Raw genomic sequence first — 24,799 nt, 5'->3', positions numbered from 1 at the left:
CCGCGTGGCCCAGAGCCTGCTCGTCGCGGTGGTCGTGCCCGCCGTGCTGTTCTACGGCGTCTTCGCCCTCGCCGGCGTGTGGACCGCCATCGGTGCCGCGCTCGCCTGGTCGTACGGCGCCATCGGGTGGCGGGTGGTGACCCGGCGCCGCGCCTCGGGGCTGCTGTGGCTGACCGCGATCCTGCTCAGCGGGCGCACGGCGCTCTCGCTGGTCGCCGACAGCGCGTGGCTCTACTTCCTGCAGCCGGTGATCACCGACGGGGTCGTGGCGCTGCTCTTCGCGCTCTCCCTGGCCAGCGCCCGCCCGATGGTGGCGCGGCTGGCCGGCGACTTCTACCCGATGGACCACGAGCTGGCGATGCGCCCGCGGGTGCGCCGGCTGTTCTGGCACCTGACCGCGCTGTGGGCCGGGCTGGGGCTGGCCAAGGCGAGCGCGACGCTGTGGCTGCTGCAGTCGCAGTCCCTCGAGACGTTCGTGCTCGTCAAGAGCATCCTGATGCTGGTCGTCAACGTGCTGGCCGCCGTGCTGACCGTGGCGCTGGCGGCGTACGTCGCGCGCCAGGAGGGGCTGTTCGCCCACTGCGGCGAGACCCTCGAGGCCGCGCCGGAGCCTGCAGCGGAGACCGTCCCGGCCTCCTAGGAGCACCCGCCCCGTCGTGCCTCCCCGGATCGGGGTCCCGGGCTCGGCACAATCGGCGCATGCCCCCCGAGCCCACCCACCGACGTTCCCTCGTGAAGGCGGCCGTCGTCGGCGGCGTCGCCGTCGGCGCGGTCGGGGTCGCCGTGCGCCTCGACCCCTCCTCCCAGCCCGACGACCCCCGCGAGCAGCCCGGCGGAGCCCTCGAGCTCTCGGCCGACAGCGGGTCGGACGTCAAGGCCCTCGAGGTGCGCCTCGACGACTCGCTGCTCACCCGCTCCGCCCAGGCGCGCTGGACGACCAGGGCGCTGCCCACCTCGGTGCACTCGATGGTGGCCGCGACCTGGCGCGGCGAGAGCACCGCCGAGGTGTCGGTGCGCTCCAAGGTCGCCGGCAGCTGGGGCCAGTGGCAGGTGCTGCCGGCCCTCGACGACCACCCCGACCCCGACGACGCCGAGGAGACCGCCGTGCGCGGCACGCACCTGCGCTGGGTGGGGGCCGCGGAGGGCGTGCAGGTGCAGGTCGGCGGCACCCGGCCCCGAGACCTGACGCTGGTGCTGCTGCACCCCCAGCCGCGCGCCGCCGACGCCGACGAGGTCCCCACCTCGCTGGCGGCCGGGCGCAGCACCGCCGCCCGCGAGGGCGACCCCGTGCCCAAGCCGACGATCCGCAGCCGCAAGAGCTGGGGCGCCACCGAGTCGTGGCGCAACGGCTCCCCGCGCTACAACTCCACGATCGAGCAGCTGCACGTGCACCACACCGCGAGCGGCAACGACTACTCGCGCACCGACGTGCCCGCGCTGATCCGCGGCTTCTACCGCTACCACACCCAGAACCTGGGCTGGAGCGACATCGCCTACAACTTCCTGGTCGACAAGTACGGCCGGCTCTGGGAGGGCCGAGCCGGGGGCGTGGCCAAGCCGGTGCGCGGCGCCCACACGCTCGGCTTCAACGCCACCTCGACCGGGGTCGCGGCGATCGGCAACTACGAGGTCACCGGCCCGTCGAAGGCGATGCAGGGCGCGCTGGCAGACCTGGCCGCCTGGAAGCTCGACCAGTACGCCCGTCGCCCGCGCGGCAAGATCAAGGTGCGCTCCGAGGGCAGCGACCGGTACCGCGCCGGCACCGTGGCGACGCTGCGGATCATCGACGGGCACCGCGACACCAACGACACCGCCTGCCCCGGCAAGCTGCTCTACGCGCGCCTGCCCGACGTGCGCTCCGACGCGCACCGCATCGTCGAGAGGTACCGCAACGCCGACAAGAAGGTGCGCGCCACCCGCCGGCCGTCGGTGAGCGGACGCACCCGCCCGGGCAAGCGGCTCGAGGTCGACCCCGGCGCCTACGACCCCTCGGGGGCCAAGGTCAGCGTGCAGTGGCGCCGCGCCGGCAAGGCGATCAGCGGCGCGACCGGGCTGCGCTACCGCTGCACCGAGGACGACCTGGGCAGCGAGATCAGCGCCCTGGTGCGCGCGACCAGCCCGGGGGCCGAGGCGGCGCAGGACGTCGTCAACGCCGGCCGGGTCACCATCCCGGTCAAGGTCGTGGTCTCGGCGCGCTCCCGGCGCGGCAAGGTGGTCGTCAAGGCCGACCTGGTGCCGGCGCAGGGCGTCGACGTCGTGCCCACCGGTCGGGTGACGGTGACGGTCAGCGGACGCTCCGACCAGGTCGCGCTGCGCGACGGCAAGCTGCGGGCCACCTTCGGTGCCCGCAAGCCGATCAAGGCGGGCGACCGCCTGGTGACGGTCACCTACGCCGGCGACCGGGCCTGCAACCCCGCGCGCGGGGAGGTCCGGGTGCAGGTCGACGACGCCTGAGGGGGACTCGGGCGTCGAGCGGTTGGGCTGATTCCTAGGCTGGGGGAGTGACCGCCACCCGCGCCTCCCGCCCCGTCCGACGCGTCCTCGGGGCCGTGGCCCTCACCGGGCTCCTCCTCGGCGCTGCCGCCTGCGGCGGCACGGACGAGGAGCCGGACGACACCGCCCGCACGGCGCGCGACGGCTCGCGGTTCAACGACGCCGACGTCGAGTTCGCGACGCAGATGATCCCGCACCACGCGCAGGCTGTCGAGATGGTCGTGCTGGCGGAGGGACGCGACGTCGATCCCGAGATGGCTGCACTCATGACCGACATCCGGGAGGCGCAGGTGCCGGAGGTGCAGACCATGACCGAGTGGCTGACCACCTGGGGCGAGCCGGTGCCCGAGACCGGGCTCGACCACGCCAACGCCGGGCACGACGGCGGGTCGCACGACATGGAGGACGGCGAGGCCATGGGGGAGGCCATGACCGGGATGATGACGAGCGAGGAGATGCAGGAGCTGCGCGAGGCCGACGACGCCGAGTTCGAGCAGCTGTGGCTGGAGATGATGACCGAGCACCACGAGGGCGCGGTCGAGATGGCCGAGACGGAGGTCGCGGAGGGGCTGCACCCCGACGCGGTCGCCCTCGCCGAGTCGGTCATCACCTCGCAGAGCGCCGAGATCGAGGCCATGGAGGGGCTGCTCGGCTGAGGACGGCGGGTGACGGGTCAGCCGGCCAGCGCCAGCACCGGGCCCGCCACGAGGCCGAGTAGCACCGCCGCGCCGGCGCACCCCACGGCCAGCGCCGCGGGTGCACGTCCAGGTCCGGTGCGCGCATCGGCGGTCCGCGCCGCGTCGCCCCCGGCTCGGGCCAGGCAGGCCGCCAGCCACCGTAGGTAGTAGGCCAGGCTGAGCACCGTGTTGGCCGCGACCAGCACCGCCAGCCAGGCCAGCCCGGCCTCCCAGGTGACCGCGATCGTCAGCACCTTCGCCACGAAGACCGCGGTCGGGGGCGTGCCCACGAGGCCCAGCAGCGAGACCCCGAGCGCGGCGGTGAGGGCGGGCCGGCGCCGGGCCGCACCCTGCCACTGCTCGACCCGCACGCGGCCGGGCTCGGCCCGGAGCACGGCGAAGCAGGCCAGGTTGGTCACGGCGTAGCCGGCGAGGAAGAGCAGCAGCGTGGGGCGGGCCCGGTCGACTGCGGGGACGGCCGCGACCACGGCGAGCAGGTAGCCGACCTGGCTGATCGTCGACCAGCCCAGCAGGCGGCGCACGTCGTCCTGCGTGAGGGCGGCGAGGTTGCCCACGCTCATGCTGACCGCGGCCAGGACAGCCACCAGGGCGGGCCACACGTCCTGGCGGGGCAGCGCGTCGAGCAGCCGCATGATCGCCACCACCGCGCCCAGCTTGGGCACGGTGGTGAGGAAGGCGGCGCTGGTGACCCACGAGCCCTGCACGGCGTCGGGCACCCAGAAGTGGGCGGGCACGGCCCCGGCCTTGAACAGCAGGCCCACCAGGACCAGCACCACCCCGGCGGCCCCAGCCGCTGTGGGAGCAGCGGTGACCCCCGCGTCGAGGTCGGCGTACGCCGTGCTGCCGGCCAGGCCGTGGAGCACGGCCGCCCCGAGCATCAGCACGATCCCGGACAGCGCACCGACGAGGTAGGTCTTCAGCGCCGCCTCCGGCGCCGTGGACGCGGTGGACAGCCCGATCAGCCCGTAGAGCGGGATGCTGGCCAGGAGGAAGCCGACCACCAGCACGGCCAGGTCGGTGCTGCCGCCCACGAGCAGCACCCCGTCGGCGCCCAGCAGCAGCAGGACGTAGACCTCGCTCTCGCGCGGGTGCCCGGCGACCTCGTCGCCGGCCAGCGCCAGCAGCACCAGGAGCGCGAGACCGACCACCACCCGGAGCAGCCCGGTGACCTCGTCGACGGCGAACGTGTCCGAGAACGCCGTCGTGCTCGGCGCCAGCAGTCCCCGGACGGTCGCGGCGAGGAAGCCGAGGACCACCAGGCCAGCGACCCCGCGGACGCGGCCCTGCCGTCGTCGGGGGGTCCACGAGCCCAGCAGCAGGCACCCCACCGCGCCCAGCAGCAGCACCAGCTCGGGCAGCAGCGCCACGACGCTCGACGTCATGCTCATCGCACGCGCACCCGCCGGCTCACCGGGCCACCAGGGCCGCCGCGGCCGCGGCCGCCGGCTCCAGCAGGTCGAGCAGCGGCCGGGGCGCCAGGCCGACCACCACGGCCAGCGCGAGCAGCACCGCGACCGGCAGCCCCTCGCGGGCCCGGACGTCGGCGAAGCCCTCGGCGAGCCCGTGCACCGGGCCGGTGAGCAGCTGCTGCAGCGCGCGCAGCAGCACCGCCGTCATCAGCAGGATGCCCAGCAGGGCCACCGCGCTCCAGGGGACGACGGCGATCGAGCCGGCGAAGACCTGCAGCTCGGCGATGAAGCCGGAGAGACCGGGCAGGCCCAACGAGCCCAGGGCCGCCAGCACCAGGAGGGCGGCGAAGCGCGGGGCGGGGCGGGCCAGGCCGCCGTACTCGGCGAGGGCGTAGCTGCCGCGTCGGCTCCAGACCACCCCGGCCAGCAGGAAGAGCGCACTGGTCAGCAGGCCGTGGCTGACCATCTGGGTGGCCGCGCCGGTGACCGCGGTGGTGCGTGCGGCCTCGGCGTCGGCCGTGCCGTCGGCGATCACTCCCGCCGCACCGACCGCGAGCACGACGTAACCCATGTGGTTGACCGAGGTGTAGGCGATCATCCGCTTCAGGTCGCTCTGGGCCAGCGCCACCAGCGCGCCCCACAGCACCGAGACGATGCCGACGACCACGAGCACCGGCGCCCAGGCGCGCCAGGCGTCGGGGAGCATCGGCATCGCGATCCGCACGAAGCCGTAGGTGCCGAGCTTGAGCATCACGCCCGCCAGCACGGCCGACCCGATCGCCGGCGCGTCGGTGTGGGCCGGCGGCAGCCAGGTGTGGAAGGGCACGGTCGGGGTCTTGATGGCCAGGCCCAGCAGCACCGCCCCCAGCACGAGGACGCCGGTGGCCCCGCTGCCCTGCAGCGGCGGGGAGGCCGCCAGCTCGACCATGTCGAAGGTGCGCGGCTCGGAGGCGACGTACAGGCCGATGAAGCCCAGCAGCAGCGCCAAGGAGCCCAGGAAGGTGTAGAGGAAGAACTGCAGGGCCGAACGGGCCCGGTCGCCGTGCCCCCAGCCGTGGATCGCGAGGTACATGCCCACGATCGAGAGGTCGAAGAAGAGGAAGAACACGATCAGGTCGGCGGCGGCGAAGACCCCCAGGCAGGTGGTCTCCAGCGCCAGGAACAGCGCCGCCTGGAGGCGCGGTCGCTGCTCGTCGCCCAGCGCGTAGACCGCGCACGCGGCGAAGACCACGCACGTCATCACGACCAGGGCGAGGGACAGCCCGTCGAGGCCGACGTGGTAGCTGGCGCCGAGGCCGGGGATCCACGAGACCTGCTGCTCGAAGGCGAGGCCGTTGACGCCGGGGTCCTCGAAGCGCGCCCAGAGCACGGCGGCCAGGACCACCTCGACGAGCGTGACGCCCACGAAGGCCCACCGGGCCCACCGGTCGGAGACCCCGGGGACCAGCAGCAGCGCCGCGGCGAGCAGGGGGAGGAGCACCAGGACGGAGAGCACGCGTTACCTCGGACTTCCGATGACGACGACCAGGGACACGACGACGAGCACGAGCAGCAGCAGGCCCACCTGCTGCAGGTAGTAGTGGTGCAGCTGGCCGGACGCCGAGCTGCGGCGCACCGTCCGGCCGGCGCGGGCGAGGGCGGTCGCGACCCCGTGGACCGCCCGGTCGGTCCCGGCGTCTGCGCGGTCGCTGACGCGGGCGGCACGCAGCCCGGCGGAGCCGACGCCGCCGACGGCGCGGGCGAGCACCCGGTCGTCGACCCGGGCGGTGCCACGCCCGACGCCCAGCACCGCGGCCGCCGCTGCGCGCACGGACGGCGCCAGCGCCCGGTCGTCGAGACGTGCAGCCGCACCGGCGAGGCGCATCGTGGGTCGCACGAGCACGAGGTGCGCTGCGGCTTCCAGGTGCAGCCACCCGCGCAGACCGCGCACCACCCTGCCCGTGCGCCGACGGCTGCGGCGGCGCGAGGAGCGCCGGACCAGGGCGGCGACGATCGCCGCGGTGGCCACGACGAGCGCCGAGGAGCCGACGAGCTCGACCAGCGACGGCTCGGCCGGCACCCGTCCCGGGAGCCGGTCGAGGACGGCGGGCAGCGCCAGGACGCCCAGCACGAGCGCGCCGAGGCCCAGCGGGGCGAGGGCCACCGGGATCCGCGCGGGCACGCTGCCTCTCGCCTCCTCCTCGCGGTCCTCCGCTGCGGGGACGCGCCGGGGGTCTGCCGGAGGGCCGGCGACGTGGACCAGCGCGACCACGGCGTAGGCCACCGCCAGGACCGTGGCGACGAGCCCAGCGGCGTACAGAGCGGTCGACTCGGCGTGCGCGCCGGCGAGCACGGCGTCCTTGGTGCCCCACAGCGAGAACGGCGGCAATCCCGAGAGCGCGAGCAGCCCGGCGACCGCGAGGGCCCCGAGGGCGGGCCACCGCCGGGCGGCCCCGTCGAGCACGTCGAGCCGCTTGCTGCCCAGCGCCTCCAGCCAGGCCCCGGCCACCAGGAACAGCAGCGCCTTCACGGCGGCGTGGGCGACCAGGTGGGCGGTGCCGGCCGCGGTGGCGGCGACCCCGGCGGCCAGGACCACGAAGCCGAGCTGGGCGCTGGTCGAGGCCGCGAGCAGCAGCTTGAGGTCGGTCTGGGTCACCGCGACCGCGCCGAGGGTGACCGCCGTCGCCGCGCCGATCCACGCCGTGGTCTGCGCCGCCCAGCCGGTCGAGGCGAGCAGGGGGGAGAGGCGCAGCAGCAGGTAGCCGCCCAGGGCCACCATGGCCGCCGAGTGCAGCAGCGCGGAGACCGGGCTGGGGCCGTCCATCGCCCGCGCCAGCCAGAACGAGAAGGGCAGCTGGGCGGCCTTGCCGAGCGCGGCGACCAGCACCCCGGCGGCGGCGACGTCGCGCCAGCCGCCCTCGATGCCGGCCAGGGCGTCGAGCGAGAGGTCGGTGCCGCCCGCCAGCGCGGCCGCCGTGGCCAGGTAGAGACCCAGGTCGGCGGCACGGGTCGTGAGGAGGGCGGTGGCCCCCGAGGCCACCCGGCGCCGGTCGGCGTAGCGGTAGCCGATCAGTGCGTACGACGCCGCCCCCATCAGCTCCCAACCCACGAGCAGGCCCGGCAGGCTGGTGGCCAGCACGGTCAGCACCGCGGCCGCGGTGAAGAGCAGCATCAACCCGGTGAAGCGTGGTTCCCGGGTCTCGGCGGTGGCGCCGGCCACGCCGAGCACCAGGGTGGCGACGACCAGGACGGTGGGCAGCAGCAGGACGGCGGGACCGGTCGCCTCGAGACCCCACCGCGAGCCGGCCACGAACCCGACGCCGACCTCGGCGCCGGCCAGCACCACCGGTGCCGACGCGAGGGCCGCCAGTGCGAGCGTGGCGACGCCCGCCCAGGCCGACGGGCGGGCCGGGAGACCGCCGGGGCCGGCCAGCACCAGCAGCGCCCCGACGACCGCGGGGACCGCGAGGAGCAGGACGAGGAGCAGGTCGGGGGCGTTCATTCGCGCAGCTCCGTGGCCATGTCGGTCATGTCGGAGCCGGCGCGGCGGTGCAGCAGCGTGGCGACCGCGAAGCCGGTCGCCATCTCGACGGTCATGGCGGCGAGCACGACCAGCAGCAGCACCTGGCCCGACGGGTCGGGGGACAGGAACCACCAGAACCCGCCGAGCGCGAGCAGCACCCCGGCGATCATCAGCTCCAGGCCCATCATCACCATCACCACGACCTGCTGCGACAGCGCGCCGTAGACGCCGACGGCCAGCAGGGCCGCGGCGACGAGCAGGACGGTCTCCAGCGTCATGAGCGGCCCTCCGGCGGGTCGACCGGGCGCTGGTCGAGGTCGTCGCCCATCCGGTCGTAGCGGGTGCGGGCGCTGGAGAGCACCACCCCGACGACGATCGTGGCGACCATCACCGGGCCGACCACCATCATCACCAGCATGTGGCTCTCCATGATGGCGGTCCCCAGGGCCTCGGTGACGTCGGGCGAGGGCGCCCCCCGGCGCTCCGGCCAGGGCACCAGGACCGCGCCGCTCCCGAGCGCCACGAAGACCGCGACGGCGACACCGATCGCGGCGCGGTGCGAGTGCACCATGCTCATCGGCATCAGCGCCGGGTTCATCCCCATGAACATCACCATGTAGACCGCCATCACAGCCATCTCCATGACCATCATCAGCACCACGACGACCCCGAGGTAGGACTGCTGCATCAGCAGCAGCGCCCCGCCCGTGGCCACGAACGAGGTCGCGAGCGCGTACGTCGCCCGTGCCATCGAGTCGACCACGAAGACCAGGACGCCCGTCGCGACGGCGACCAGGGCGCAGGCCCAGAACGCGATGTCGACCAGCCAGCCGGCGTCACTCATCACCGCTCACCTCCCCATCACCACGACGACGGCCACGACCAGGTCCTGCACGACCACCAGCGGCAGCCACACGGTCCACAGCGGCTCCATCAGCCGGTGCACCCGCAGCACCGGGAGCCGGCCGGCCACCCAGGCCAGGGCGGCCGTCAGCAGCAGCGCCTTGACCAGCACCCAGACCGCGCCGGGCAGCCAGGGCCCCGCGCCGCCGCCGAGGAAGAGCGGGACCGCCACGGCCGCGCCGGCGCCCAGCAGCGCGTAGCGCCCGGCGTTGACCACCAGCAGGTCGGGGCCGGACAGCTCGGTGAGCACGCCGGAGCCGGTCTCGCGCCCGGCCGGGGCCGAGGGCGGGCCGAGGACGGCGAAGCCGAGCACCCCCAGGAGGTAGGCCGCGAAGGCCACCGGCATCCACACGGCGTACCAGAGGGTGCCTTGCGCGCCGGCGACCACGGCGAGGTCGAGGCTGCCGGCGGCCAGCGCGGGCGCGACCAGCGCGAACATCAGCGGCAGCTCGTAGGCGAGCGCCAGGGCGAGGAAGCGGTAGCCGCCGACGAGACCGACCACGGAGTTGGCGCCCCAGCCCAGCAGCCACACCAGCGCCCAGACGACGATGTCGAGGGTGTTGGCCCAGACCACGCCGAGCGAGCCCGGCAGCAGGGCCGAGCCGTCCCACGGCACGAGCGCGACCAGCAGTGCCGCCACCAGCAGCAGCGACCAGCCGGCGCCGCGCCACAGCAGGCGGTCGGCCGAGAGCGTGGTGCGGCGGCGCTGGCGCAGCAGCCGCGCCGACTCGCGCGGGGCGTGCAGCAGCGCGTCACCGCCGGCGCGACCGGTGGCGACGACGTACGACGCGCTGGCCGTCCAGGCCAGCAGCAGGGTGGCCAGCAGGACGCCGGAGGAGCCGGCCAGGGCGATGAGGAGCTCAGTCATGGCCGACCTCCTCGGCTCGGCCGAGCGGGAGCAGGGGGGCGTGCGCGGCGACCAGGAGCCGGACGTCACCGAGGTCGTGCCCCTCGAGCAGCGACGACAGCGCGGCGTCGGAGAGCCGGTGCGCCGCGGGGTCGAGCCGCTCGTCGAGCAGCCGCCCGAGCACGTCGGCCACGGAGTGGGGGAGCACGTGGGTGCGGGCCAGCCGGGCCAGGTGCGCACGCACGGCGTGCTGGTCGCCGGCGCCATCCAGCCCGAGGTGCTGGTCGCGCAGCGCACGCGCTCGCCGTGCCCAGACCTCGTCGCCGACCAGCGCCAGCACGGTGGCCACGGCGTCCCAGGTCGCCACGGCGACCGGTCCGTCGTCCGCGGCCTCCGCCGCCTCCGCTGCCGGGCGGTGGACCTCCGCCTGCGCCACGACGTCGCCGTGCAGCCGGGTGCGCAGCTCGAGGCCGCCGGGCCAGTGGTCGAGCAGGGGTCCGAGCGGGTGGACCAGGACGTCCATCTCGAGGCCGTCGCGGTCGTCGTCGCCCTCGGCGAGCGGGATCCCGCCCGGCGCCATCTCCATGTCGCCGTGGTCGCCGTGGTCGCCGTGGTCCACGTCGTCCTCGACCCACGAGCTCGCGGGCTCGCGGTCGCGCTCGCGGGCGTCGGCCCGCTGCTGGAGGTCGTCCCGCAGGGACGCCTGGGCGGCGTCGAGCTCGTGCGCGACGTCGCCGGGCCCGCTCGGGCAGGCGCGGGCCCGAGGGCCCGGCAGCTGGTCCCAGAGCAGCTCCACCGCCTCGGCCAGCGGCTCGGGGACCTCCCCGGCCAGGAGCAGCACGTCGGCGCTCCCCGGGGCGGTGCCGACCGGCCAGCCGCGTCGGTCGAGCTCGCGCTCGACCGCCATCCGCGTCGGCGCACCGCCGGGCATCTCCACGACCAGGACCCGGGGGCGGCGGGTCGCGACGCGCACGACGAGGTCCCTCAGGCCCATCGGAACGCCCCCTCGCGGCGCGCCCAGGCGACGGCGGCCAGCAGGACGGCCAGGAACCCGAACATCTCGATGACCGCGCCGGGGCCGAGGTCCTCGACGACCACGGCCCAGGGGTACATGAAGAGCATCTCGACGTCGAAGGCGAGGAAGACGACGCTGGCGGCGTACCAGCGCGGGTGGTAGCGCGAGAGCGCGTGCTGCTGCGGCACCCGTCCCGAGGCGTGCGGGAGCACCAGCAGCGGTGCGCTGTCGACGGCGAGGGCACGGTGGAGGACGGCCAGGGTGAGGAGACCCAGGCCCACGAGGGTCCCGATCGCCAGCAGGTGCAGCACCCGGCCTCCTTCGTCCGCTCATCCGTACGACGGTGGGGACGACCCTAACCAGGAACGCACTCACCCGCCCGGGGGACCAGCAGGTCCTCCGGGCGGGTGGGTGGTGGTGGTGCTGCGGCTCAGGAGCCGGACTGGGCGGCGGCCTCGGCCTTGGCCTTCTCGACGTCGAGGGCGCGCACCGCGCCGATGAGCTCGCCGAGCGCGGGTGCCGGCAGGGCGCCGGGCTGGGCGAAGACGAGGTTGCCGTCCTTGAACGCCATCAGCGTGGGGATCGAGGTGATGTTGGCGGCCGCGGCCAGGCTCTGCTCGGCCTCGGTGTCGACCTTGGCGAAGACGATGTCGGAGTTCTCCTCCGAGGCCTTCTCGAAGACCGGGGCGAACTGGCGGCACGGGCCGCACCACGAGGCCCAGAAGTCGACCAGCACGATCTCGTTCTCGGCGACGGTGGTCTCGAAGGTCTCGGCGGTCAGGTCGGTGGTGGCCATGGGTGGTCTCCTGTTCGGTCGGAAGCGTGCAACCCCTAGGGGGGTTACTGGTCCCAACAGGTGACGCCTCCGCGTTGTTCCCGGTCCCCGCGAGCCGGCTCGTTCGAACCGGCCGGCTCGCGGGACCAGGGGCGGGTCAGCGACCCAGGAGGCGGCTGAACCAACCGCCCTGGGAGCCGGAGGCCTTGGCATCGGCCTGCGCCTGCTGGAGCTCGGCCTTGGAGTGGCCCGGGCACCACTGCCCGGCCGGGACGCTCGCCTTGACCTGGGCGACGTGGTTGCCGCAGCCGGCCCAGGTGGTCTTCTTGCAGGTCTTGCAGGTGGTGGGACGGCACATGGTGCCCTCCTCTCTGCGGCGTCAGCCGCGGGGTGGGGAACGGGATCAGTCGTGGGCGAAGGTGATGTTGGGCAGCACCTTGCGCAGCCAGGCCGGGGTGTACCAGGCGGCCCTGCCGGTCAGGCGCAGCATCACCGGCAGCAGCACCAGGCGCACCAGGAAGGCGTCGAGCAGCACCGCGATGCCCAGGACGACACCCATCTCCTTGGGCGGGATCGGCCCGGAGAGGGCGAAGGTGAAGAACACCGCCACCATCACCGCGCCGGCGGCGAAGATCACCCGGCCCGAGTGGGCCAGCGACCCGACCATGGCGTCCTTGGGGTCGCCGGTGCGCTCGTAGTGCTCCTTGGCCGAGGCCAGGAGGAAGACCGTGTAGTCCATCGCGATCGCGAAGATCATCGCGAAGAAGAACACCGGCGCCCAGGCATCGAGGAAGCCCTGGGGCTCGAAGCCGAGCAGGTCGGAGCCGTAGCCCTCCTGGAAGATCAGCCGGGCCACGCCGAAGGCGGCGGCCGTCGAGAGCAGGCTGGCCAGGGTGCCGAGCAGGGAGATGAGCGGCGCCTGCAGGGCGAAGAGCAGCAACAGGAAGCCGAGCACCATCACGATGCCGATGACCAGGGGGGTGGACTCGTCGAGCTGGGCCTTGAGGTCGAGGTTCTCGACCGCGGCGCCGCCGACGAGGGCGGACTCGGGCAGGTCGGCCCGCAGCCGGTCGACGGTCTCGCCGAGCTCGGGGTCGGACGGGTCGACGGTCGGGACGGCCTGGATGAGCACCAGGTCGCTGTCGTCGCTGGCCGGCATCGGCGGCATGGCACCGGCGATGCCGGAGTCGGCGTTCAGCGCCTCGGTGGTCGCCTCGGCGTCGGCCTTGTCGGCGACGACCTGCAGCGTGCCGGGGGCGCCCTCGCCAAAGGACTCCTGGACCAGGTCGTAGCCGACGCGGGCCGAGGACTCCTCGGGCAGGACCTTGATCGAGGGCATCGCGGTCTTCAGGCCCAGCACCGGCGCGGCCAGCGCGAGCAGGACCACCAGCGAGGCGAGACCCCAGACCAGGGGACGCTTCCACAGGCGCTCGCCCCAGGCCTCGAAGCGCGGCGAGCGGTGCTCACCGGACTTCGCCCAGGGCAGGGCGCCCTTGTTGATCTTGTCGTCGAGCTTGTGCAGCACCAGTGGCAGCAGGGTCAGCGTGGCGGCCAGGATGAAGACGACCGAGAGCATGATGCCGCCGGCCATGGACCGGAAGGACGGCGAGGGCACGATCATCACCGCGGAGAGGGAGACCAGCACGGTCAGGCCCGAGAGCAGCACGGCCTTGCCGGCGGTGTCCATCATCTGCGCGATCGCCCAGGGCTTGTCGTGGGGCCGCGCGGCCCGGGCGGCGCGGTAGCGCACGACCAGGAACAGCGCGTAGTCGATGCCCAGCGCCAGCGCGAACATCATCGCGAAGTTCATCGCCCAGATGGAGACCGGCACCAGCTCGTTGATGAGCACCAGCGAGCCCGCCGAGGCGACCAGGCCGGAGAGGGTCAGGATGAGCGGGAGACCGGCGGCCACCAGCGCGCCGAAGGCGAGCACCAGGATGGCCATCGTCACCGGCCACGACATCAGCTCGGACTGCAGCATGGCCTCGAGGTTGGCCTCGTTGAAGTCGGACCACAGCAGCGAGGAGCCGGTCGGGTTGACCTGGACGCTGTCGGTCGACAGCTCCTGCAGCTCCTCCTTGATGTCGGTCGCGACGCGCACCATCTCGTTGGTGTCGGCGCCGGCGCCGGCCAGCACGATCGCGGTGGAGCCGTCCTCCGACAGGGTGGCGCCCGGCTGCGGGGCGAGCACGTCGGCGATGCGCGGCTCGTCCTCGAGGATCGCGGTCACCTCGGCCAGGACGGCCTCGCCCTCACCCTCGGTGACCGGGCCGTCGTCGGAGTGCACGACGACCTGGATCGCCGAGGAGGCGTTGCCGCCGAAGCTGTCCTGGGCGAGCTCGCGCGCGGCCACGGACTCGGAGCTGTCGGCCTGCCAGCCGGCCCCGGAGAGGTTCTTCTCGACCGAGGGCGCGAAGACGCCCAGGCCGACGATCAGCAGGGCCCACACGATCGCCACGAGCTTGCCGTGGCTGGTGACCCACAGGCCGAGGCGGCCCAGGGGGCCGGCCGCGGGCGGCGCGGTCTCGTCGGGGGGCGTCCCGGCCCGGTGGCTCGGGGTGGTGGTGGTGCTCATGGGTTTCCGTTCCGTGGGTCAGAGGAGCGCCGGGAAGGCGCGGGCGGCGGTGTAGACCGCGACGCCCAGGACGAGGAGCGTGAACGCTCCCTGGAGCTTGTCGGTGTCGATCCGGTCGGCCAGGCGGGCGCCCAGCACGGCCGCGACCGAGGAGGCCAGCGTGAGGACCAGGACCAGCCCCCAGTCGGGGCTGACGCCGGAGCCGGCCCGCACGACCAGCGCCGAGGCCGAGGTGATGGTGATGACCACCAGCGACGTGCCCACGGCGTACGTCATCGGCAGCGCGAGCGCCAGCAGCAGCGCGGGCACCACGAGGAACCCGCCGCCGACGCCGAGGAACCCGGTGAGCAGGCCGACCGCGGTCGCGGTCACCAGCACCTTGAGCGCCCGGGGGCAGTTGCAGCCGAAGGTCGGGCTGAAGGTGATGATCGGGTCGTCGAGCCCGGGGCGCTCGCCCCGGTCGGGCCTGGTCGGGTCGCCGTGGCCCAGCCGGCGCCAGGCCATCAGGCCGCCGACGAGCAGCATCAGCGCGGCGAACGAGGCGAGCAGGACGTCCTCGCTGACCGAGGCCGAGGCCTTGGCGCCGGCCGCGGCGCCGCCGATCGCGACGACGCCGAAGGTGACGCCGCGCCCCAGCAGCACGTTGCCCTGGCGGTGGGCGGAGACCGCTCCGGCCAGCGAGGTCACGCCGACCACCACGAGGGAGCCGGTCGTGGCCTGCGCCGGGGACTGGTCCAGCAGGTAGACCAGCACCGGCACGGCCAGGATCGACCCGCCGCCGCCGAGCGCGCCCAGGGACAGGCCGACGAGGGCGCCCGCCGCGACGGCGAGCACCACCAGGAGAGGGGTCACGCTCAGGCCTCGGGGCCGACCAGGTGCAGCCCGACCTTCTCGGCGTTGTCGAAGGTGTCGTCGATCGAGACCAGGGTCCGGCCGGCGGCGGCGAGGAAGGACGCGGCGACCGAGGCGCGGTAGCCCCCGGCACAGTGCACCCAGACCTCGCCCTCGGGCACCTCGTCGACGCGTCGCGGGATCTCGTGGATCGGGATGTTCACGGCGCCGTCGATGGCGGCCTTCTCGTGCTCGTCCACGCGACGGACGTCGAGCACGACCACCGGGCGGTGGTGCCGCACCTGGGCCAGGTCGGCGAAGGTGCCGGTCTCGAAGCTGCCGAGGTCACCGTCGGTCCAGTCCTTCGGGCCGCCGGTGGCGTGCGCCGCCGGGCGGTCGATGCCGATGCGGACCAGCTCGCGCTGGGCCTCGGCCACGTCCTCGGCGCTCTCGCCGAGCAGGGTCACCGGGGTGCCCCACTCGATGAGCCAGCCCAGGTACGTCGCGAAGCCGCCGTCGAGCCCGAAGTTCACGGTGCCCGGGGCGTGCCCGGCCGCGAACGCGGTGCGGTTGCGCAGGTCGACGACCCACTCGCCGGCCTCGATGCGCCGGCGCAGCTCGGCCGCGTCGGCACGCTCGGGGGTGCTCAGGTCGGGGGCGTCGGGGCCTGCCTCGTTGCGCGGGCCCATCTGGGCGTAGTACGCCGGGTAGGCGCCCAGCCCGTCGAGGAGCTCGCGGACGTAGGTCTCCTCGTCCTGGGTCAGGACGGGGTTCTGCGTCTTCTCCTGCCCGATCGTCGACGAGGTCGCGTCGGTCTGGGTCGCGGAGCAGAACGATCCGAAGCCGTGGGTCGGGTAGACCTCGGCCTCGTCGGGCAGCTCCTCGGCCAGGCGGTGCGCCGAGGCGTGCTGGTGGCGCACCAGGGCGTCGGTGTGCTCCTCGCCCATCAGGTCGGGTCGGCCGGTCGCGCCGAAGAGCAGCGAGCCGCCGGTGAAGACCGCGAACGGCTCGCCGCCGTCGGTGACGGCGTACGACAGGTGGTTGAAGGTGTGGCCGGGGGTCGCGATGGCGCGCACCGCGATCCGCTCGCCCACCTCGACGACCTCGTCGTCGGCGACGGGCGTGCGGTCGAAGGACACGTCGTCCTCGCCGTTGACCAGGTACGCCGCGCCGGTCTCGCGCGCCAGGGCGAGGCCGCCGGTGACGTAGTCGTTGTGGATGTGGGTCTCGAAGACGTGGGTCAGGCGCACGCCGTCGGCCTCGAGGATCTCCAGGACCCGGTCGATGTCGCGCTGCGGGTCGATGACGATCGCGACCTCGCCGTCGTGGACGACATAGCTGCGGTCGCCCAGGGTGGGGGTCTCGATGACCCGCACGATCAGGTCGTTCCTGTCAGTGGTGTGCTCGCTCATTGGGGCTCCTCACTTCTCGGTCGGTCGGCCGGCGCGGATCCAGGCGGAGGTGCCGCCCGCCACGTTCACGGCGTCGAAGCCGCTGCCGGTCAGGAAGTCGGTCATGGCGCCGCTGCGGTTGCCCGAGGCGCAGACGACGTGGACGGTCTCGTCCTTGTCGAGCTCGTCGGTGCGGCCGGGCAGCTGGCCCATCGGGATGTTCACCGCGCCGGGCAGGTGGCCCTCGGCGTACTCGGCGGGCTCGCGGACGTCGATGAACGTCGCGCCCTTCTCGAGCTCGGTGGCGGCCTGGTCGATGTCGATCTCGCGCATGTCGGCTCCTCCTGGGGCGGTGTCGGTGTCAGTGCCGGTGTCGAGGGAAGTATCCCCTCGGGGGGTTATGTCCGAAACCTAGCACAACCCCCTGGGGGGATGTATAGTCAACGACGAACGCACCGCGCCACCCCCACCCGGGTGGCCAGAGCCGAGAGGAAGCCCATGAGCAGCTACACCATGAGCACGACCCTGGACCGCCCGTACGACGAGACCGTCGCGGCGGTGCGCGAACAGCTGGCCGAGGCCGGGTTCGGGATCCTCACCGAGATCGACCTGCGCGAGACCCTCAAGAAGAAGCTCGACGTCGACGTCGCGCCCCAGGTGATCCTGGGTGCCTGCCGCCCGCAGCTGGCGCACCAGGCGCTCGAGGTCGAGCCCTCGATCGCGGCGCTGCTGCCCTGCAACGTCGTCGTGCGCGCCCTCGACGACTCCACCACCGTCGTGGAGGCCTTTGACCCCGACGTCATGATGACGGTCGGGCTCGGGGACGCCGGCGGCCCTGCCGGTGACGCGATCCGCAGCGTCGCCACCGATGCCCGCGAGCGGCTCTCCGCCGCCCTCGCCTCCCTGGAAGGAACGACCTGATGGACCTCGAGCCCACCGAGATCAAGGCGATCATCACCCGGATGAAGCGCGCCAACGGCCACCTGGCCAGCGTGATCCGGATGATGGAGGAGGGCTCGGACTGCGAGTCCGTGCTCACCCAGCTCGCCGCCGTCAACAAGGCGCTCTCGCGCGCCGGCTACGCCATCGTGGCCACCGGCCTGCAGCAGTGCCTGACCGCCAGCGACGACGACCTCGACGGCGTCGACGTCAAGAAGATGGAGAAGCTCTTCCTCGCGCTCGCCTGAGCGGGGAGGGGAGCCCCCGCGGGCGGTAGCCTGCGGCCATGGCCTCCCTGCTGCTGACCGTCGTCGGCGACGACCGCCCCGGGCTGGTCTCGGCCGTCTCCGCCCTCGTGGAGGCCCGTGGCGGGTCGTGGCAGCGCAGCCAGCTGACCCGGCTGGCCGGCAAGTTCGCCGGCATCGCCCTCGTCGAGGTGCCCGACGCCCAGCGCGCCGGCCTCGAGGAGGCCCTCGCCGCCCTGGCGGCCGAGGGCCTCGCGGTGCGCGTGGAGGACGCCGGCACCGCCGGCGAGGTCGTGCCCGCCGCCACCTTCCGGCTGCACCTGGTCGGCCAGGACCGCCCCGGCATCGTCGCGGAGATCTCCTCGGCGCTGGCCGTGCGCGGCGTCGGCATCGAGGAGCTGCTCACCGACGTGGTGGCCGCCCCGATGGGCGGCGGGATGCTCTTCGAGGCCCGGGCCCGCCTGACCATGCCCAGCGGCGCCGACGCGGGCGTGCGCGCCGACCTCGAGCGCCTGGCCGACGAGCTGATGGTGGACCTCGAGCTCGACGCCGACCCGGCCTGAATCTCGCGCCCACCCGGCGCAGATCTCACGCTGACCCGGCCCGGATCTCGCGTCGACCCGGCGCAGATCTCTCTCAGCCGGTGTGGTTGGCCTGCCAGGAGCGCTCGACGAGCTCGCGCAGCACGTCCTGGTCGAGCTCCTCGAGGCGCTTGACGTAGAGGCAGCCCTTGCCCGTGGTGTGCGGGCCGAGCCGGTCGAGCAGGTCGCGGTTGCTGTCGTAGTAGGTCAGCCCGTAGAGCGTCAGCGCCGCCTTGCGCGGAGCGAGCCCGATCGCGAACCACTGGTGCTGCCTGCCGTCGGCGGTCGTGTAGTCCTGACGCCCGAAGCCGACCATCGAGGCGCCCCACATCCGCGGCTCCACGCCGCTGACCTCGCGCATCAGCGCCAGCGCGGCCAGGGCGTCCTCGCGGCGCCGGGGGTGCTCGACGGCAGCGAGGTACGCCGCCACGTCGCCGTCGGTGGGCTGGGTCTTGCGCGTGTCTCGGTCGGCCACGACCCGATGCTCCCAGGTCGGACCGGGCCGGGCCCAGGGGGCTAGCGTGGCGGGGTGCACCCGACCGGCGACGACACGCAGCCCGCCACGCGCAGCCTCGGGCGCGGCAGCGTCGTACGCCTGGGGCTGCTGGCGGTGCTGGTCCTCCTGCTCCTGGTGGCCTGGGTGACCGGGCGGGTGCCCGAGGTCGACGCGCTGCGCGAGCGGGTGGAGGACGCCGGCGCCTGGGGTCCGTTCGTCTTCGTGGTGGGGTACGCCGCGCTCGCGCTGCTGCCCACGCCCAAGGGCTTGATGACGGCCCTGGGTGCAGTGCTCTTCGGCTTCGCCGTCGGCGCGGTGCTGGCATGGGCCGCCGCGATGCTGGCCGCGCTGGTCGCGTTCGGGCTCAGCCGGTTGCTGGGACGTGCAGCCGTCGACCGGATCATCGGGGGTCGCCTCGACCGGGTCGACGCGCTGATGAGAGAGCACGGGCTGGTCGCGGTGGTGGCGGTGCGGCTGGTGCCGGTGCTGCCCTACACCGCGATCAACTACGCCGCGGGCCTGGTGCCGGTCGGCCTGGCGGCCTACCTGCTGGGCACCGCGGTCGGCATGGTGCCCGGCACCGTCGCCTACGCAGCGCTCGGTGCGTTCGGCACCAGCCCTGGGCGCCTCTCGGTCGGGCTCGCCGTCTTCGTCGCGCTGGCCGTCGTCGCGACGCTCGTCGGCCGACGGATGCTGCGGCGCGGCCCCACCGACGGCCCCATCGAGCGCTCCCAGGTCGGCTCGTGACCGAGCTGCTGGTCCTGGCCCTGACCCTGCTGGCCTACGCGATGGTGTCGTCGCGGCTGAGCCTGTCGCCGATCACCGCGCCGATGGTCTTCACGGGAGTCGGGCTGCTCGCCGGCGCCGCCGGCCTCGTCGACCTCGAGCTCGACGGCGAGGTCGTCACGCTCCTCGTCGAGGTCACCCTCACGCTGGTGCTCTTCACCGACGCCATCCGCATCGACCTGCGCGCGCTGCGGCGCCACCTGGGGCTGCCGGTGCGCCTGCTCGGTGTGGGTCTGCCGTTGACGATCCTGGCCGGCACCGCCGTGGGAGCCCTGCTGCTGCCGGGGCTGGGGCTGCTCGAGGCCGCGCTGCTCGCCGCCGTGCTGGCGCCCACCGATGCCGCGCTGGGTCAGGCCGTGGTCAGCGACCCCCGCCTGCCGGTGCGCATCCGCCAGGCGATCAACGTCGAGAGCGGGCTCAACGACGGCATCGCCCTGCCCGTGGTGACGGTGCTGCTGGCGGTCGTCGTGGCCGAGGAGGGCGCCCGTGCGACCGACGGGTGGTGGAGCCTGGCGCTGAGCCAGGTCGGGTTCGGCGTCGGCGTGGGCGTGGTCGCCGGGCTGGCCGGCGGGTGGCTGCTCGACCGGCGGGCCCGAGCCGGTGCCGTCGAGGGTGTCTACCGCCAGCTCGCGGCACTGGCCGTGGTGGCAGCGGCGTACGCCGGGGCTGTGCAGCTGGGCGGCAACGGCTTCATCGCCGCCTTCGTGGCCGGGCTGGCCTTCGGGCACGTGGCGCGCGCGCACTGCGAGCACGTGCAGGACTTCTCCGAGGACGAGGGCGAGCTGCTGACCGTCACCACGTTCCTGGTCTTCGGTGCGGTGCTGGTGGGGCCGGTGCTCGACGAGGTCACCTGGCGCACCGCGGCGTACGCCGTGTGCTCGCTGACCGTAGTGCGGGTGCTGCCCGTGCTGGTCGCCCTCCTGGGGTCGCGGACCCTGGTCGAGACCCGGCTGTTCCTCGGCTGGTTCGGCCCGCGCGGCCTCGCCTCGATCCTCTTCGCGCTGCTGGTGGTCGAGGAGGTCGACGGCCCGGTGGGGCAGGAGGTCTTCGAGGTCGCGTGCCTGACGGTGCTGCTGAGCGTGGTGCTGCACGGGCTCAGCGCCTCGACCTGGTCGGGGCGGCTGGCGCGCCGGCTGGACCGGCTGGGTCGCGACCGCGCCGAGCACGGTGACGCCGCCGAGATGCCGACGAGGCGCCGGCTGGGTCGCTGAGACGCGCCGGGTCGGGGCGACATATGCGCCGGGTGGGCGAGAGATGTGCGCCGGGTCAGGGCTGGACGAGGGCGGTCTCGGGCTGGAAGGCCACCCAGGAGAACCAGAAGGTGTCGAGGTGCACCACGGGGCGCAGCCGGCGCCCCGCGAGGGGGCCGTCGGTGGCGCGGCCGAAGGCGTTCCACGTCGAGCCGGTGACGACGTCGACGACCCGGCCCGCGGCGTCGCGCTCGAAGGCCACCTCCTGCCCGTCGAGACGGGCGACGAAGGCGGCGACGGTGCCGATCTCGGCGCCCTCGTCGATCGCGGCGGCGCCGAGGGCCGAGCGCTGGCCGGGCAGGTGCCACAGGGTGACCGGGCGGTCGCCCACGTCGACGCGGACGACGCCGGCGGTCGCGAGCCGGCCGCGCTCCACGGCCACCGCGTCCGCACCGGTGCCGACCCCGACCACGCGGAACTTCGGGGGCAGCCGGTCGTCGGGCTCGCCGGGCAGCTCGAAGAGCGGGTCGGAGCCCGGGTCGTCGTAGCCGACGTAGGGGTTGCGGCCGTAGTCGCGGTCGTGGCCCGTGTCGCGGCTCAGCACCAGCGCGCCGGGGTGCTCCTCGCGGAACTGCGACCACCCGACGGTGCCCATCGGGATGCTGCGCAGCGCGGTGCCGGTGCGCACCCCGACCGCCGCCACCCCGGTCAGCTGCGGCCACAACGACTCGGTGGCCCGGTCGAACATCACCAGGTTGTCGGCGTAGAGCAGCCCGGAGACCCCGAACGTCGTCTCCTCGCCCTCGACGGTGCGCTCGAAGGCGACGCCGGAGTTGCACAGCGGGCAGTAGGTGACTGCGACCGGGACGCCGTCGACGACGTCGTTGGCGATCTCGTGCCAGGTCAGCACCCGCAGCGGGTAGGCGCGGGTCTCCTCGCCGACGGTGAGGCTGAGCACGGGCTCGTCGTCCTCGAGCCAGTCGACGTCGGCGACCTGCTCGTGCTGCGGGTCGTCGATCGCGGGGATGCCGTCGGGCGGGGGACCGCCGGAGAGCAGGTCCTCGAGGGGGAGCAGCGGCTCGGGGAACGCCGGGTCGCGAAGGTCGTCGAGCGCGGAGCCGCCGACCGCGCCCGCGGAGGCGCTCGGGTCGGCCCCGGCGGCCGGCGTCGAGGGCTCGGGGTCGGAGCCGCAGGCGGACAGCAGCAGGGCCCCGGTCAGGACCAGCGCCGGTACGCCGGCCGCCCGGGGCGTCATCGGCGCGCCTCCTGCGGGCGGGACGGACGAGCGGCCCGCGACCGGGCGCGCGAGACGAGGAGCCCGGCCACGACGAGCGCGCCGAGCAGCAGCGCCCACCCGCCGGGCCCGACCGCGGTCGCGACGTCGACGAGCGCCTGCTGCACCGCCGCGGCGGCCGCGATGACCGGGTCGTCGGCCGCGTCGGCGACGCTCCCGGCGTCGGCGCCGAGGACCCGCAGCTCCCACCAGCCGTAGTAGGCGACGTACGCGCCGGCCAGGAGGAGCACCAGCCCGGCCACCCGCGGCGCCCACGCCCCCGAGCGGCGCAGCCGCTGCACGGTGGTCGGCGAGGCCAGGGCGGTGGCCACGGCCAGGGTGCCGACCACCGCGCCCATGCCGGCGGCGTACGCCGCGAAGAGCGCGACGCCCTCGAGGACCGAGTCGGTGCGGAAGCCGGCGACCACGACGGCCAGGAACGGCGCGACGGTGCACGACAGCGAGGCCACGGCGTAGCCGGCTCCGAAGCCGGCCATCGACCAGAACGAGCGGCGCAGCGGCGCCGGCCCGCGCGGGCGGCGCGAGAACCGCAGTGACGGCAGCCGCAGCGAGCGACCGGCCAGCAGCCAGCCGCCGAGCAGCAGGAGGGTCAGCCCCAGCACCACGGTCACCCACGGCAGGTGCCGCTGCACCTGCCCGACCACCGGTGCCACCGCCAGCCCGAAGGCCAGGAAGACCCCCGAGAAGCCGAGGGTCATCGCACCGGTCAGCCCGAGCGCACGCAGCACCGCCCGGCCACGGTCGGGGGAGTCGTCGCCCGCGACGAGCAGCGAGACGTACGCCGGCAGCAGGGCGAAGCCGCAGGGGTTGACGGCCGCCAGCATCCCGGCCCCGAGGGCGACGGCGAGCAGGCCCTCGGACACGGCCCTCGCCTCAGCCGGCCTGCTCGGCGACGAGCTCGTCGACCAGCTCGCCCAGCTCGGCCTCGTCGAGGTAGCCCTCGCCGCGCACCTCGCCGTCGGCGTCGAGCACGACGTAGGTGCTCTGGGCGGTGACGCCGAAGTGGCGCCACACGCTGCCGTCGACGTCGGAGAGGGAGGTGACCCCGGGGTCGACGTCGGCGGCGAACCCGGCGATGGCGTCGGCGTCGTCCTGCGCGCCCACCCCGACCAGCGCGACGTCGTCGCCGTGGGTCTGCGCGAGCGCGTTGACGCCCGAGACCTGGGCCCGGCAGGTGGGGCACCACGGCGCCCAGAACCACAGCACCGCCGGGCGCCCCGCCATCTCGGCGCCCGACCAGTCGGCACCGCCGACGGTGCGCGAGGAGACGTCGTACAGCGCCGGCAGGTCCTGCTGCTGCGACTCCTGGGGCTCCTGCGGCTGCGACTCAGCCTCGGCAGGGCTCGTGCCGGTCGTCGCCGCCACGTCGTCGGCGGAGGTGGTGCCGCAGCCGACGAGGGAGAGCGCGAGCAGGGGGCCCGCCCAGAGGCGGGCCGCCCGTCGTCGCGCGGTGGTGGTCATCGTCCCAGCGTAGGCCGGACCACCACACGGGGAGGCGTCAGAGCGCCGGGGCCTCGGGCACGTCGAGCTCGGTGTGCACGTGGTGGTTGAAGTAGTTCGTGAACAGGTTGAGCGTGACGTGCACCGACAGCTCGGTGAGCTGCTCGTCGCTCCAGCCGGCGTCGATGGCGTCCTGCCAGGCCGCGTCGCTGGTGTGGCCGACCTGCGCGGTGTAGTCGCGGGCCAGGCGCAGCAGCGCGTCGAGCTCGGCGTCGTCGGCCTTGCCGCGACGGATGTTGACCATCTCCTCGTCGCTGAAGCCGGCCGCCTTGCCCCCGCCGGTGTGCGCGGACTGGCAGTAGGTGCACTCGTCCTCGGCGCCGACGGCCAGGGCGATGGCCTCCCGGGTCTTCCCGTCGAGGGTCGCGTGCTCGGCGATGACGTCGCCGAGGGCGGCGTACGAGAGCAGCACGGCGGGGGAGTGCGCCATCCCGCCGTGGATGTTGAGGACCTTGCCGAACTTCGACTCCAGCTGCTTCAGCGCGTCGGTGCTGGCGGCGGGGGCGGAGTCGACGGTGTGGACGGGGATGCGGGGCACGGAGGCCTCCTGGGGTGTGCGGGGATCGTTCCTCGGACCCTGGGCCAACCTGCGTGGTGGTCCAGACATTCCCCGGACGCCGCGCCGCGCCGCACCGCGCGGTGCGGCTCAGGCTCCCGGAGCGCGCAGCAGCACCGCGGTGAACTGCTGGTTGGTGCCCCACGGTGTCAGGTGGTCCTCACCGGCGGTGCCGTGCAGCTCGTAGCCGGGGAACTCGGCGGCCAGCTCGTCGTGGGTGTAGCGCACGATCGGCAGGCCGCTGCAGGTGGTCGGCCCGTCGGGGCCGAAGGTGGCGATCACGAACCAGCCGCCGGGCCGCAGGCAGCGTGCCAGCGAGGCGCGGTAGTCGTCGCGCTCGTCCTGCTCGGTCAGGAAGTGGAAGACCGCCCGGTCGTGCCACAGGGCGTACTGCCGGCCGGTGTCGAGGTCGAGCACGTCGGCGACGTCGAGGGTCAGGTGGCGGCCCAGGTCGCCCACCCGCTCGCGCACGGTGTCGAGCGCGGTGCGCGAGAGGTCGATGGCGGTGACGTCGGTGTAGCCGCGCTCCAGCAGGTGGTCGGCGAGCGTCGACCAGCCGGCGCCCACGTCGATGACCGGGTCGGCGGGGTCCACCCCGGTGTCGTCGACCAGTCCGAGCGACAGCCCCGGCACGGACTGCCACCACGAGACGCCGTCGACGTCCTTGCCGTCGTGCACGTGCTCCCAGTAGTCACGTCGCGCATCGGCGTCCTCGGGCCGCCACATCTCCTCGGTGCCGCTGTCGCTGCTCATGGCAAGGAACGTACGCCCGC

28 protein-coding genes are annotated in these 24,799 nt (G+C 74.3%); 8 read left to right on the top strand and 20 right to left on the bottom strand.

Annotation, left to right across the window (positions count from 1 at the left end):
- The first annotated feature begins 4 nt into the window (after positions 1-4).
- From H0S66_RS01460 to H0S66_RS01450, 3 genes are read left to right on the top strand one after another with little or no spacing between them, the layout of a single operon-like run.
- Positions 5-640: a VC0807 family protein gene (locus H0S66_RS01460; RefSeq protein WP_179613799.1), complete on the top strand. Its 636-nt coding sequence runs from the start codon at positions 5-7 to the stop codon at positions 638-640.
- 59 nt (positions 641-699) lie between these two features.
- Positions 700-2,454, top strand: coding sequence for an N-acetylmuramoyl-L-alanine amidase (locus H0S66_RS01455; RefSeq protein ID WP_179613798.1), 1,755 nt, complete (start codon positions 700-702; stop codon positions 2,452-2,454).
- Positions 2,455-2,501: 47 nt separating this feature from the next.
- On the top strand, positions 2,502-3,149 hold the full coding sequence (locus tag H0S66_RS01450; RefSeq protein WP_179613797.1) for a DUF305 domain-containing protein: 648 nt from the start codon (positions 2,502-2,504) through the stop codon (positions 3,147-3,149).
- A 17-nt stretch (positions 3,150-3,166) separates the two neighbouring features.
- On the opposite strand, the gene H0S66_RS01445 is transcribed toward H0S66_RS01450, so the two are convergent.
- From H0S66_RS01445 to H0S66_RS01380, 14 genes are all read right to left on the bottom strand, one after another.
- Positions 3,167-4,573: an NADH-quinone oxidoreductase subunit N gene (locus tag H0S66_RS01445; protein WP_179613796.1), complete on the bottom strand. Its 1,407-nt coding sequence runs from the start codon at positions 4,571-4,573 to the stop codon at positions 3,167-3,169.
- 25 nt (positions 4,574-4,598) lie between these two features.
- On the bottom strand, positions 4,599-6,095 hold the full coding sequence (locus tag H0S66_RS01440) for a complex I subunit 4 family protein (RefSeq protein ID WP_179613795.1): 1,497 nt from the start codon (positions 6,093-6,095) through the stop codon (positions 4,599-4,601).
- Between the two features lie 3 nt (positions 6,096-6,098).
- Positions 6,099-8,081 carry a proton-conducting transporter transmembrane domain-containing protein gene (locus H0S66_RS01435; protein ID WP_179613794.1) on the bottom strand — a complete coding sequence of 661 codons (1,983 nt, stop codon included), beginning with the start codon at positions 8,079-8,081 and terminating at the stop codon, positions 6,099-6,101.
- Positions 8,078-8,380, bottom strand: a complete 303-nt coding sequence (locus H0S66_RS01430) for an NADH-quinone oxidoreductase subunit NuoK (RefSeq protein ID WP_179613793.1) — start codon at positions 8,378-8,380, stop codon at positions 8,078-8,080. The genes H0S66_RS01435 and H0S66_RS01430 overlap by 4 nt, the downstream gene beginning before the upstream one ends.
- Positions 8,377-8,946 (bottom strand): NADH-quinone oxidoreductase subunit J, encoded by a 570-nt coding sequence (locus H0S66_RS01425; protein ID WP_179613792.1) that lies wholly within the window; start codon positions 8,944-8,946, stop codon positions 8,377-8,379. Before H0S66_RS01425 ends, H0S66_RS01430 begins: the two co-directional genes overlap by 4 nt.
- A 6-nt stretch (positions 8,947-8,952) precedes the next feature.
- Positions 8,953-9,873, bottom strand: a complete 921-nt coding sequence (locus tag H0S66_RS01420; protein WP_179613791.1) for an NADH-quinone oxidoreductase subunit H — start codon at positions 9,871-9,873, stop codon at positions 8,953-8,955.
- Entirely contained in the window at positions 9,866-10,846 is a 981-nt protein-coding gene (locus H0S66_RS01415; RefSeq protein WP_179613790.1) for a hypothetical protein, read from the bottom strand. The genes H0S66_RS01420 and H0S66_RS01415 overlap by 8 nt, the downstream gene beginning before the upstream one ends.
- A complete protein-coding gene (locus H0S66_RS01410; RefSeq protein WP_218876192.1) occupies positions 10,837-11,178 on the bottom strand; it encodes an NADH-quinone oxidoreductase subunit A in 342 nt (113 codons plus the stop codon). Before H0S66_RS01410 ends, H0S66_RS01415 begins: the two co-directional genes overlap by 10 nt.
- A 119-nt stretch (positions 11,179-11,297) precedes the next feature.
- Positions 11,298-11,663 carry a thioredoxin gene (gene trxA, locus H0S66_RS01405; RefSeq protein WP_179613789.1) on the bottom strand — a complete coding sequence of 122 codons (366 nt, stop codon included), beginning with the start codon at positions 11,661-11,663 and terminating at the stop codon, positions 11,298-11,300.
- A 136-nt stretch (positions 11,664-11,799) separates the two neighbouring features.
- A complete protein-coding gene (locus H0S66_RS01400; protein ID WP_179613788.1) occupies positions 11,800-12,000 on the bottom strand; it encodes a hypothetical protein in 201 nt (66 codons plus the stop codon).
- Positions 12,001-12,045: 45 nt separating this feature from the next.
- Entirely contained in the window at positions 12,046-14,217 is a 2,172-nt protein-coding gene (locus tag H0S66_RS01395) for an MMPL family transporter (protein WP_179613787.1), read from the bottom strand.
- 18 nt (positions 14,218-14,235) lie between these two features.
- Entirely contained in the window at positions 14,236-15,069 is an 834-nt protein-coding gene (locus H0S66_RS01390; RefSeq protein WP_179613786.1) for a sulfite exporter TauE/SafE family protein, read from the bottom strand.
- A 2-nt stretch (positions 15,070-15,071) separates the two neighbouring features.
- A complete protein-coding gene (locus tag H0S66_RS01385; RefSeq protein ID WP_179613785.1) occupies positions 15,072-16,460 on the bottom strand; it encodes an MBL fold metallo-hydrolase in 1,389 nt (462 codons plus the stop codon).
- A gap of 9 nt (positions 16,461-16,469) precedes the next feature.
- On the bottom strand, positions 16,470-16,772 hold the full coding sequence (locus tag H0S66_RS01380; RefSeq protein WP_179613784.1) for a rhodanese-like domain-containing protein: 303 nt from the start codon (positions 16,770-16,772) through the stop codon (positions 16,470-16,472).
- 165 nt (positions 16,773-16,937) lie between these two features.
- Between H0S66_RS01380 and H0S66_RS01375 the strand changes: the two genes are divergently transcribed.
- Genes H0S66_RS01375 through H0S66_RS01365 form a run of 3 tightly spaced genes read left to right on the top strand, consistent with a single transcriptional unit; the run spans position 16,938 to position 18,186 of the window.
- A complete protein-coding gene (locus H0S66_RS01375; protein WP_179613783.1) occupies positions 16,938-17,360 on the top strand; it encodes a DUF302 domain-containing protein in 423 nt (140 codons plus the stop codon).
- The gene (locus H0S66_RS01370) at positions 17,360-17,626 is read left to right on the top strand and encodes a metal-sensitive transcriptional regulator (protein ID WP_179613782.1); all 267 of its coding nucleotides are present in this window, start codon (positions 17,360-17,362) and stop codon (positions 17,624-17,626) included. The genes H0S66_RS01375 and H0S66_RS01370 overlap by 1 nt, the downstream gene beginning before the upstream one ends.
- Positions 17,627-17,664: 38 nt before the next feature.
- A complete protein-coding gene (locus tag H0S66_RS01365) occupies positions 17,665-18,186 on the top strand; it encodes a glycine cleavage system transcriptional repressor (RefSeq protein ID WP_179613781.1) in 522 nt (173 codons plus the stop codon).
- A 73-nt stretch (positions 18,187-18,259) separates the two neighbouring features.
- Here H0S66_RS01365 and H0S66_RS01360 read toward each other — a convergent pair whose 3' ends face one another.
- Positions 18,260-18,679, bottom strand: a complete 420-nt coding sequence (locus H0S66_RS01360; RefSeq protein ID WP_179613780.1) for a DUF1801 domain-containing protein — start codon at positions 18,677-18,679, stop codon at positions 18,260-18,262.
- 54 nt (positions 18,680-18,733) lie between these two features.
- On the opposite strand from H0S66_RS01360, the gene H0S66_RS01355 reads away from it, so the two are divergent.
- Both H0S66_RS01355 and H0S66_RS01350 read left to right on the top strand, forming a co-directional pair.
- Complete coding sequence (locus H0S66_RS01355; protein WP_179613779.1) at positions 18,734-19,447, top strand: TVP38/TMEM64 family protein; 714 nt, start codon at positions 18,734-18,736, stop codon at positions 19,445-19,447.
- Positions 19,444-20,697 carry a cation:proton antiporter domain-containing protein gene (locus H0S66_RS01350; protein ID WP_179613778.1) on the top strand — a complete coding sequence of 418 codons (1,254 nt, stop codon included), beginning with the start codon at positions 19,444-19,446 and terminating at the stop codon, positions 20,695-20,697. The genes H0S66_RS01355 and H0S66_RS01350 overlap by 4 nt, the downstream gene beginning before the upstream one ends.
- 55 nt (positions 20,698-20,752) lie before the next feature.
- On the opposite strand, the gene H0S66_RS01345 is transcribed toward H0S66_RS01350, so the two are convergent.
- From H0S66_RS01345 to H0S66_RS01325, 5 genes are all read right to left on the bottom strand, one after another.
- Positions 20,753-21,931: a DUF3179 domain-containing protein gene (locus H0S66_RS01345; RefSeq protein ID WP_179613777.1), complete on the bottom strand. Its 1,179-nt coding sequence runs from the start codon at positions 21,929-21,931 to the stop codon at positions 20,753-20,755.
- The gene (locus H0S66_RS01340) at positions 21,928-22,833 is read right to left on the bottom strand and encodes a cytochrome c biogenesis CcdA family protein (protein ID WP_219633603.1); all 906 of its coding nucleotides are present in this window, start codon (positions 22,831-22,833) and stop codon (positions 21,928-21,930) included. The genes H0S66_RS01345 and H0S66_RS01340 overlap by 4 nt, the downstream gene beginning before the upstream one ends.
- Positions 22,834-22,843: 10 nt before the next feature.
- Complete coding sequence (locus H0S66_RS01335) at positions 22,844-23,431, bottom strand: TlpA family protein disulfide reductase (protein WP_179613776.1); 588 nt, start codon at positions 23,429-23,431, stop codon at positions 22,844-22,846.
- A gap of 37 nt (positions 23,432-23,468) precedes the next feature.
- A complete protein-coding gene (locus H0S66_RS01330) occupies positions 23,469-24,008 on the bottom strand; it encodes a carboxymuconolactone decarboxylase family protein (protein ID WP_179613775.1) in 540 nt (179 codons plus the stop codon).
- A gap of 108 nt (positions 24,009-24,116) precedes the next feature.
- Positions 24,117-24,779, bottom strand: coding sequence for an SAM-dependent methyltransferase (locus H0S66_RS01325; RefSeq protein WP_179613774.1), 663 nt, complete (start codon positions 24,777-24,779; stop codon positions 24,117-24,119).
- Between the last annotated feature and the right edge of the window lie 20 nt (positions 24,780-24,799).

It is taken from the genome of Nocardioides marinisabuli (assembly GCF_013466785.1).
In the GTDB taxonomy this organism is placed as follows: domain Bacteria; phylum Actinomycetota; class Actinomycetes; order Propionibacteriales; family Nocardioidaceae; genus Nocardioides; species Nocardioides marinisabuli.
The sequence above is the reverse complement of the archived record's forward strand: the minus strand, read 5'-3'. Positions and strand labels throughout refer to the sequence as shown.

Excerpts from the sequence above, each read along its gene's own strand:
- H0S66_RS01455 (WP_179613798.1), top strand. The coding sequence starts at position 700 with ATGCCCCCCGAGCCCACCCACCGACGTTCCCTCGTGAAGGCGGCCGTC.
- H0S66_RS01445 (WP_179613796.1), bottom strand. The coding sequence starts at position 4,573 with ATGACGTCGAGCGTCGTGGCGCTGCTGCCCGAGCTGGTGCTGCTGCTG.
- H0S66_RS01435 (WP_179613794.1), bottom strand. The coding sequence starts at position 8,081 with ATGAACGCCCCCGACCTGCTCCTCGTCCTGCTCCTCGCGGTCCCCGCG.
- H0S66_RS01430 (WP_179613793.1), bottom strand. The coding sequence starts at position 8,380 with ATGACGCTGGAGACCGTCCTGCTCGTCGCCGCGGCCCTGCTGGCCGTC.
- H0S66_RS01425 (WP_179613792.1), bottom strand. The coding sequence starts at position 8,946 with ATGAGTGACGCCGGCTGGCTGGTCGACATCGCGTTCTGGGCCTGCGCC.
- H0S66_RS01420 (WP_179613791.1), bottom strand. The coding sequence starts at position 9,873 with ATGACTGAGCTCCTCATCGCCCTGGCCGGCTCCTCCGGCGTCCTGCTG.
- H0S66_RS01415 (WP_179613790.1), bottom strand. The coding sequence starts at position 10,846 with ATGGGCCTGAGGGACCTCGTCGTGCGCGTCGCGACCCGCCGCCCCCGG.
- trxA (WP_179613789.1), bottom strand. The coding sequence starts at position 11,663 with ATGGCCACCACCGACCTGACCGCCGAGACCTTCGAGACCACCGTCGCC.
- H0S66_RS01400 (WP_179613788.1), bottom strand. The coding sequence starts at position 12,000 with ATGTGCCGTCCCACCACCTGCAAGACCTGCAAGAAGACCACCTGGGCC.
- H0S66_RS01395 (WP_179613787.1), bottom strand. The coding sequence starts at position 14,217 with ATGAGCACCACCACCACCCCGAGCCACCGGGCCGGGACGCCCCCCGAC.
- H0S66_RS01385 (WP_179613785.1), bottom strand. The coding sequence starts at position 16,460 with ATGAGCGAGCACACCACTGACAGGAACGACCTGATCGTGCGGGTCATC.
- H0S66_RS01380 (WP_179613784.1), bottom strand. The coding sequence starts at position 16,772 with ATGCGCGAGATCGACATCGACCAGGCCGCCACCGAGCTCGAGAAGGGC.
- H0S66_RS01375 (WP_179613783.1), top strand. The coding sequence starts at position 16,938 with ATGAGCAGCTACACCATGAGCACGACCCTGGACCGCCCGTACGACGAG.
- H0S66_RS01370 (WP_179613782.1), top strand. The coding sequence starts at position 17,360 with ATGGACCTCGAGCCCACCGAGATCAAGGCGATCATCACCCGGATGAAG.
- H0S66_RS01365 (WP_179613781.1), top strand. The coding sequence starts at position 17,665 with ATGGCCTCCCTGCTGCTGACCGTCGTCGGCGACGACCGCCCCGGGCTG.
- H0S66_RS01345 (WP_179613777.1), bottom strand. The coding sequence starts at position 21,931 with ATGACGCCCCGGGCGGCCGGCGTACCGGCGCTGGTCCTGACCGGGGCC.
- H0S66_RS01335 (WP_179613776.1), bottom strand. The coding sequence starts at position 23,431 with ATGACCACCACCGCGCGACGACGGGCGGCCCGCCTCTGGGCGGGCCCC.
- H0S66_RS01325 (WP_179613774.1), bottom strand. The coding sequence starts at position 24,779 with ATGAGCAGCGACAGCGGCACCGAGGAGATGTGGCGGCCCGAGGACGCC.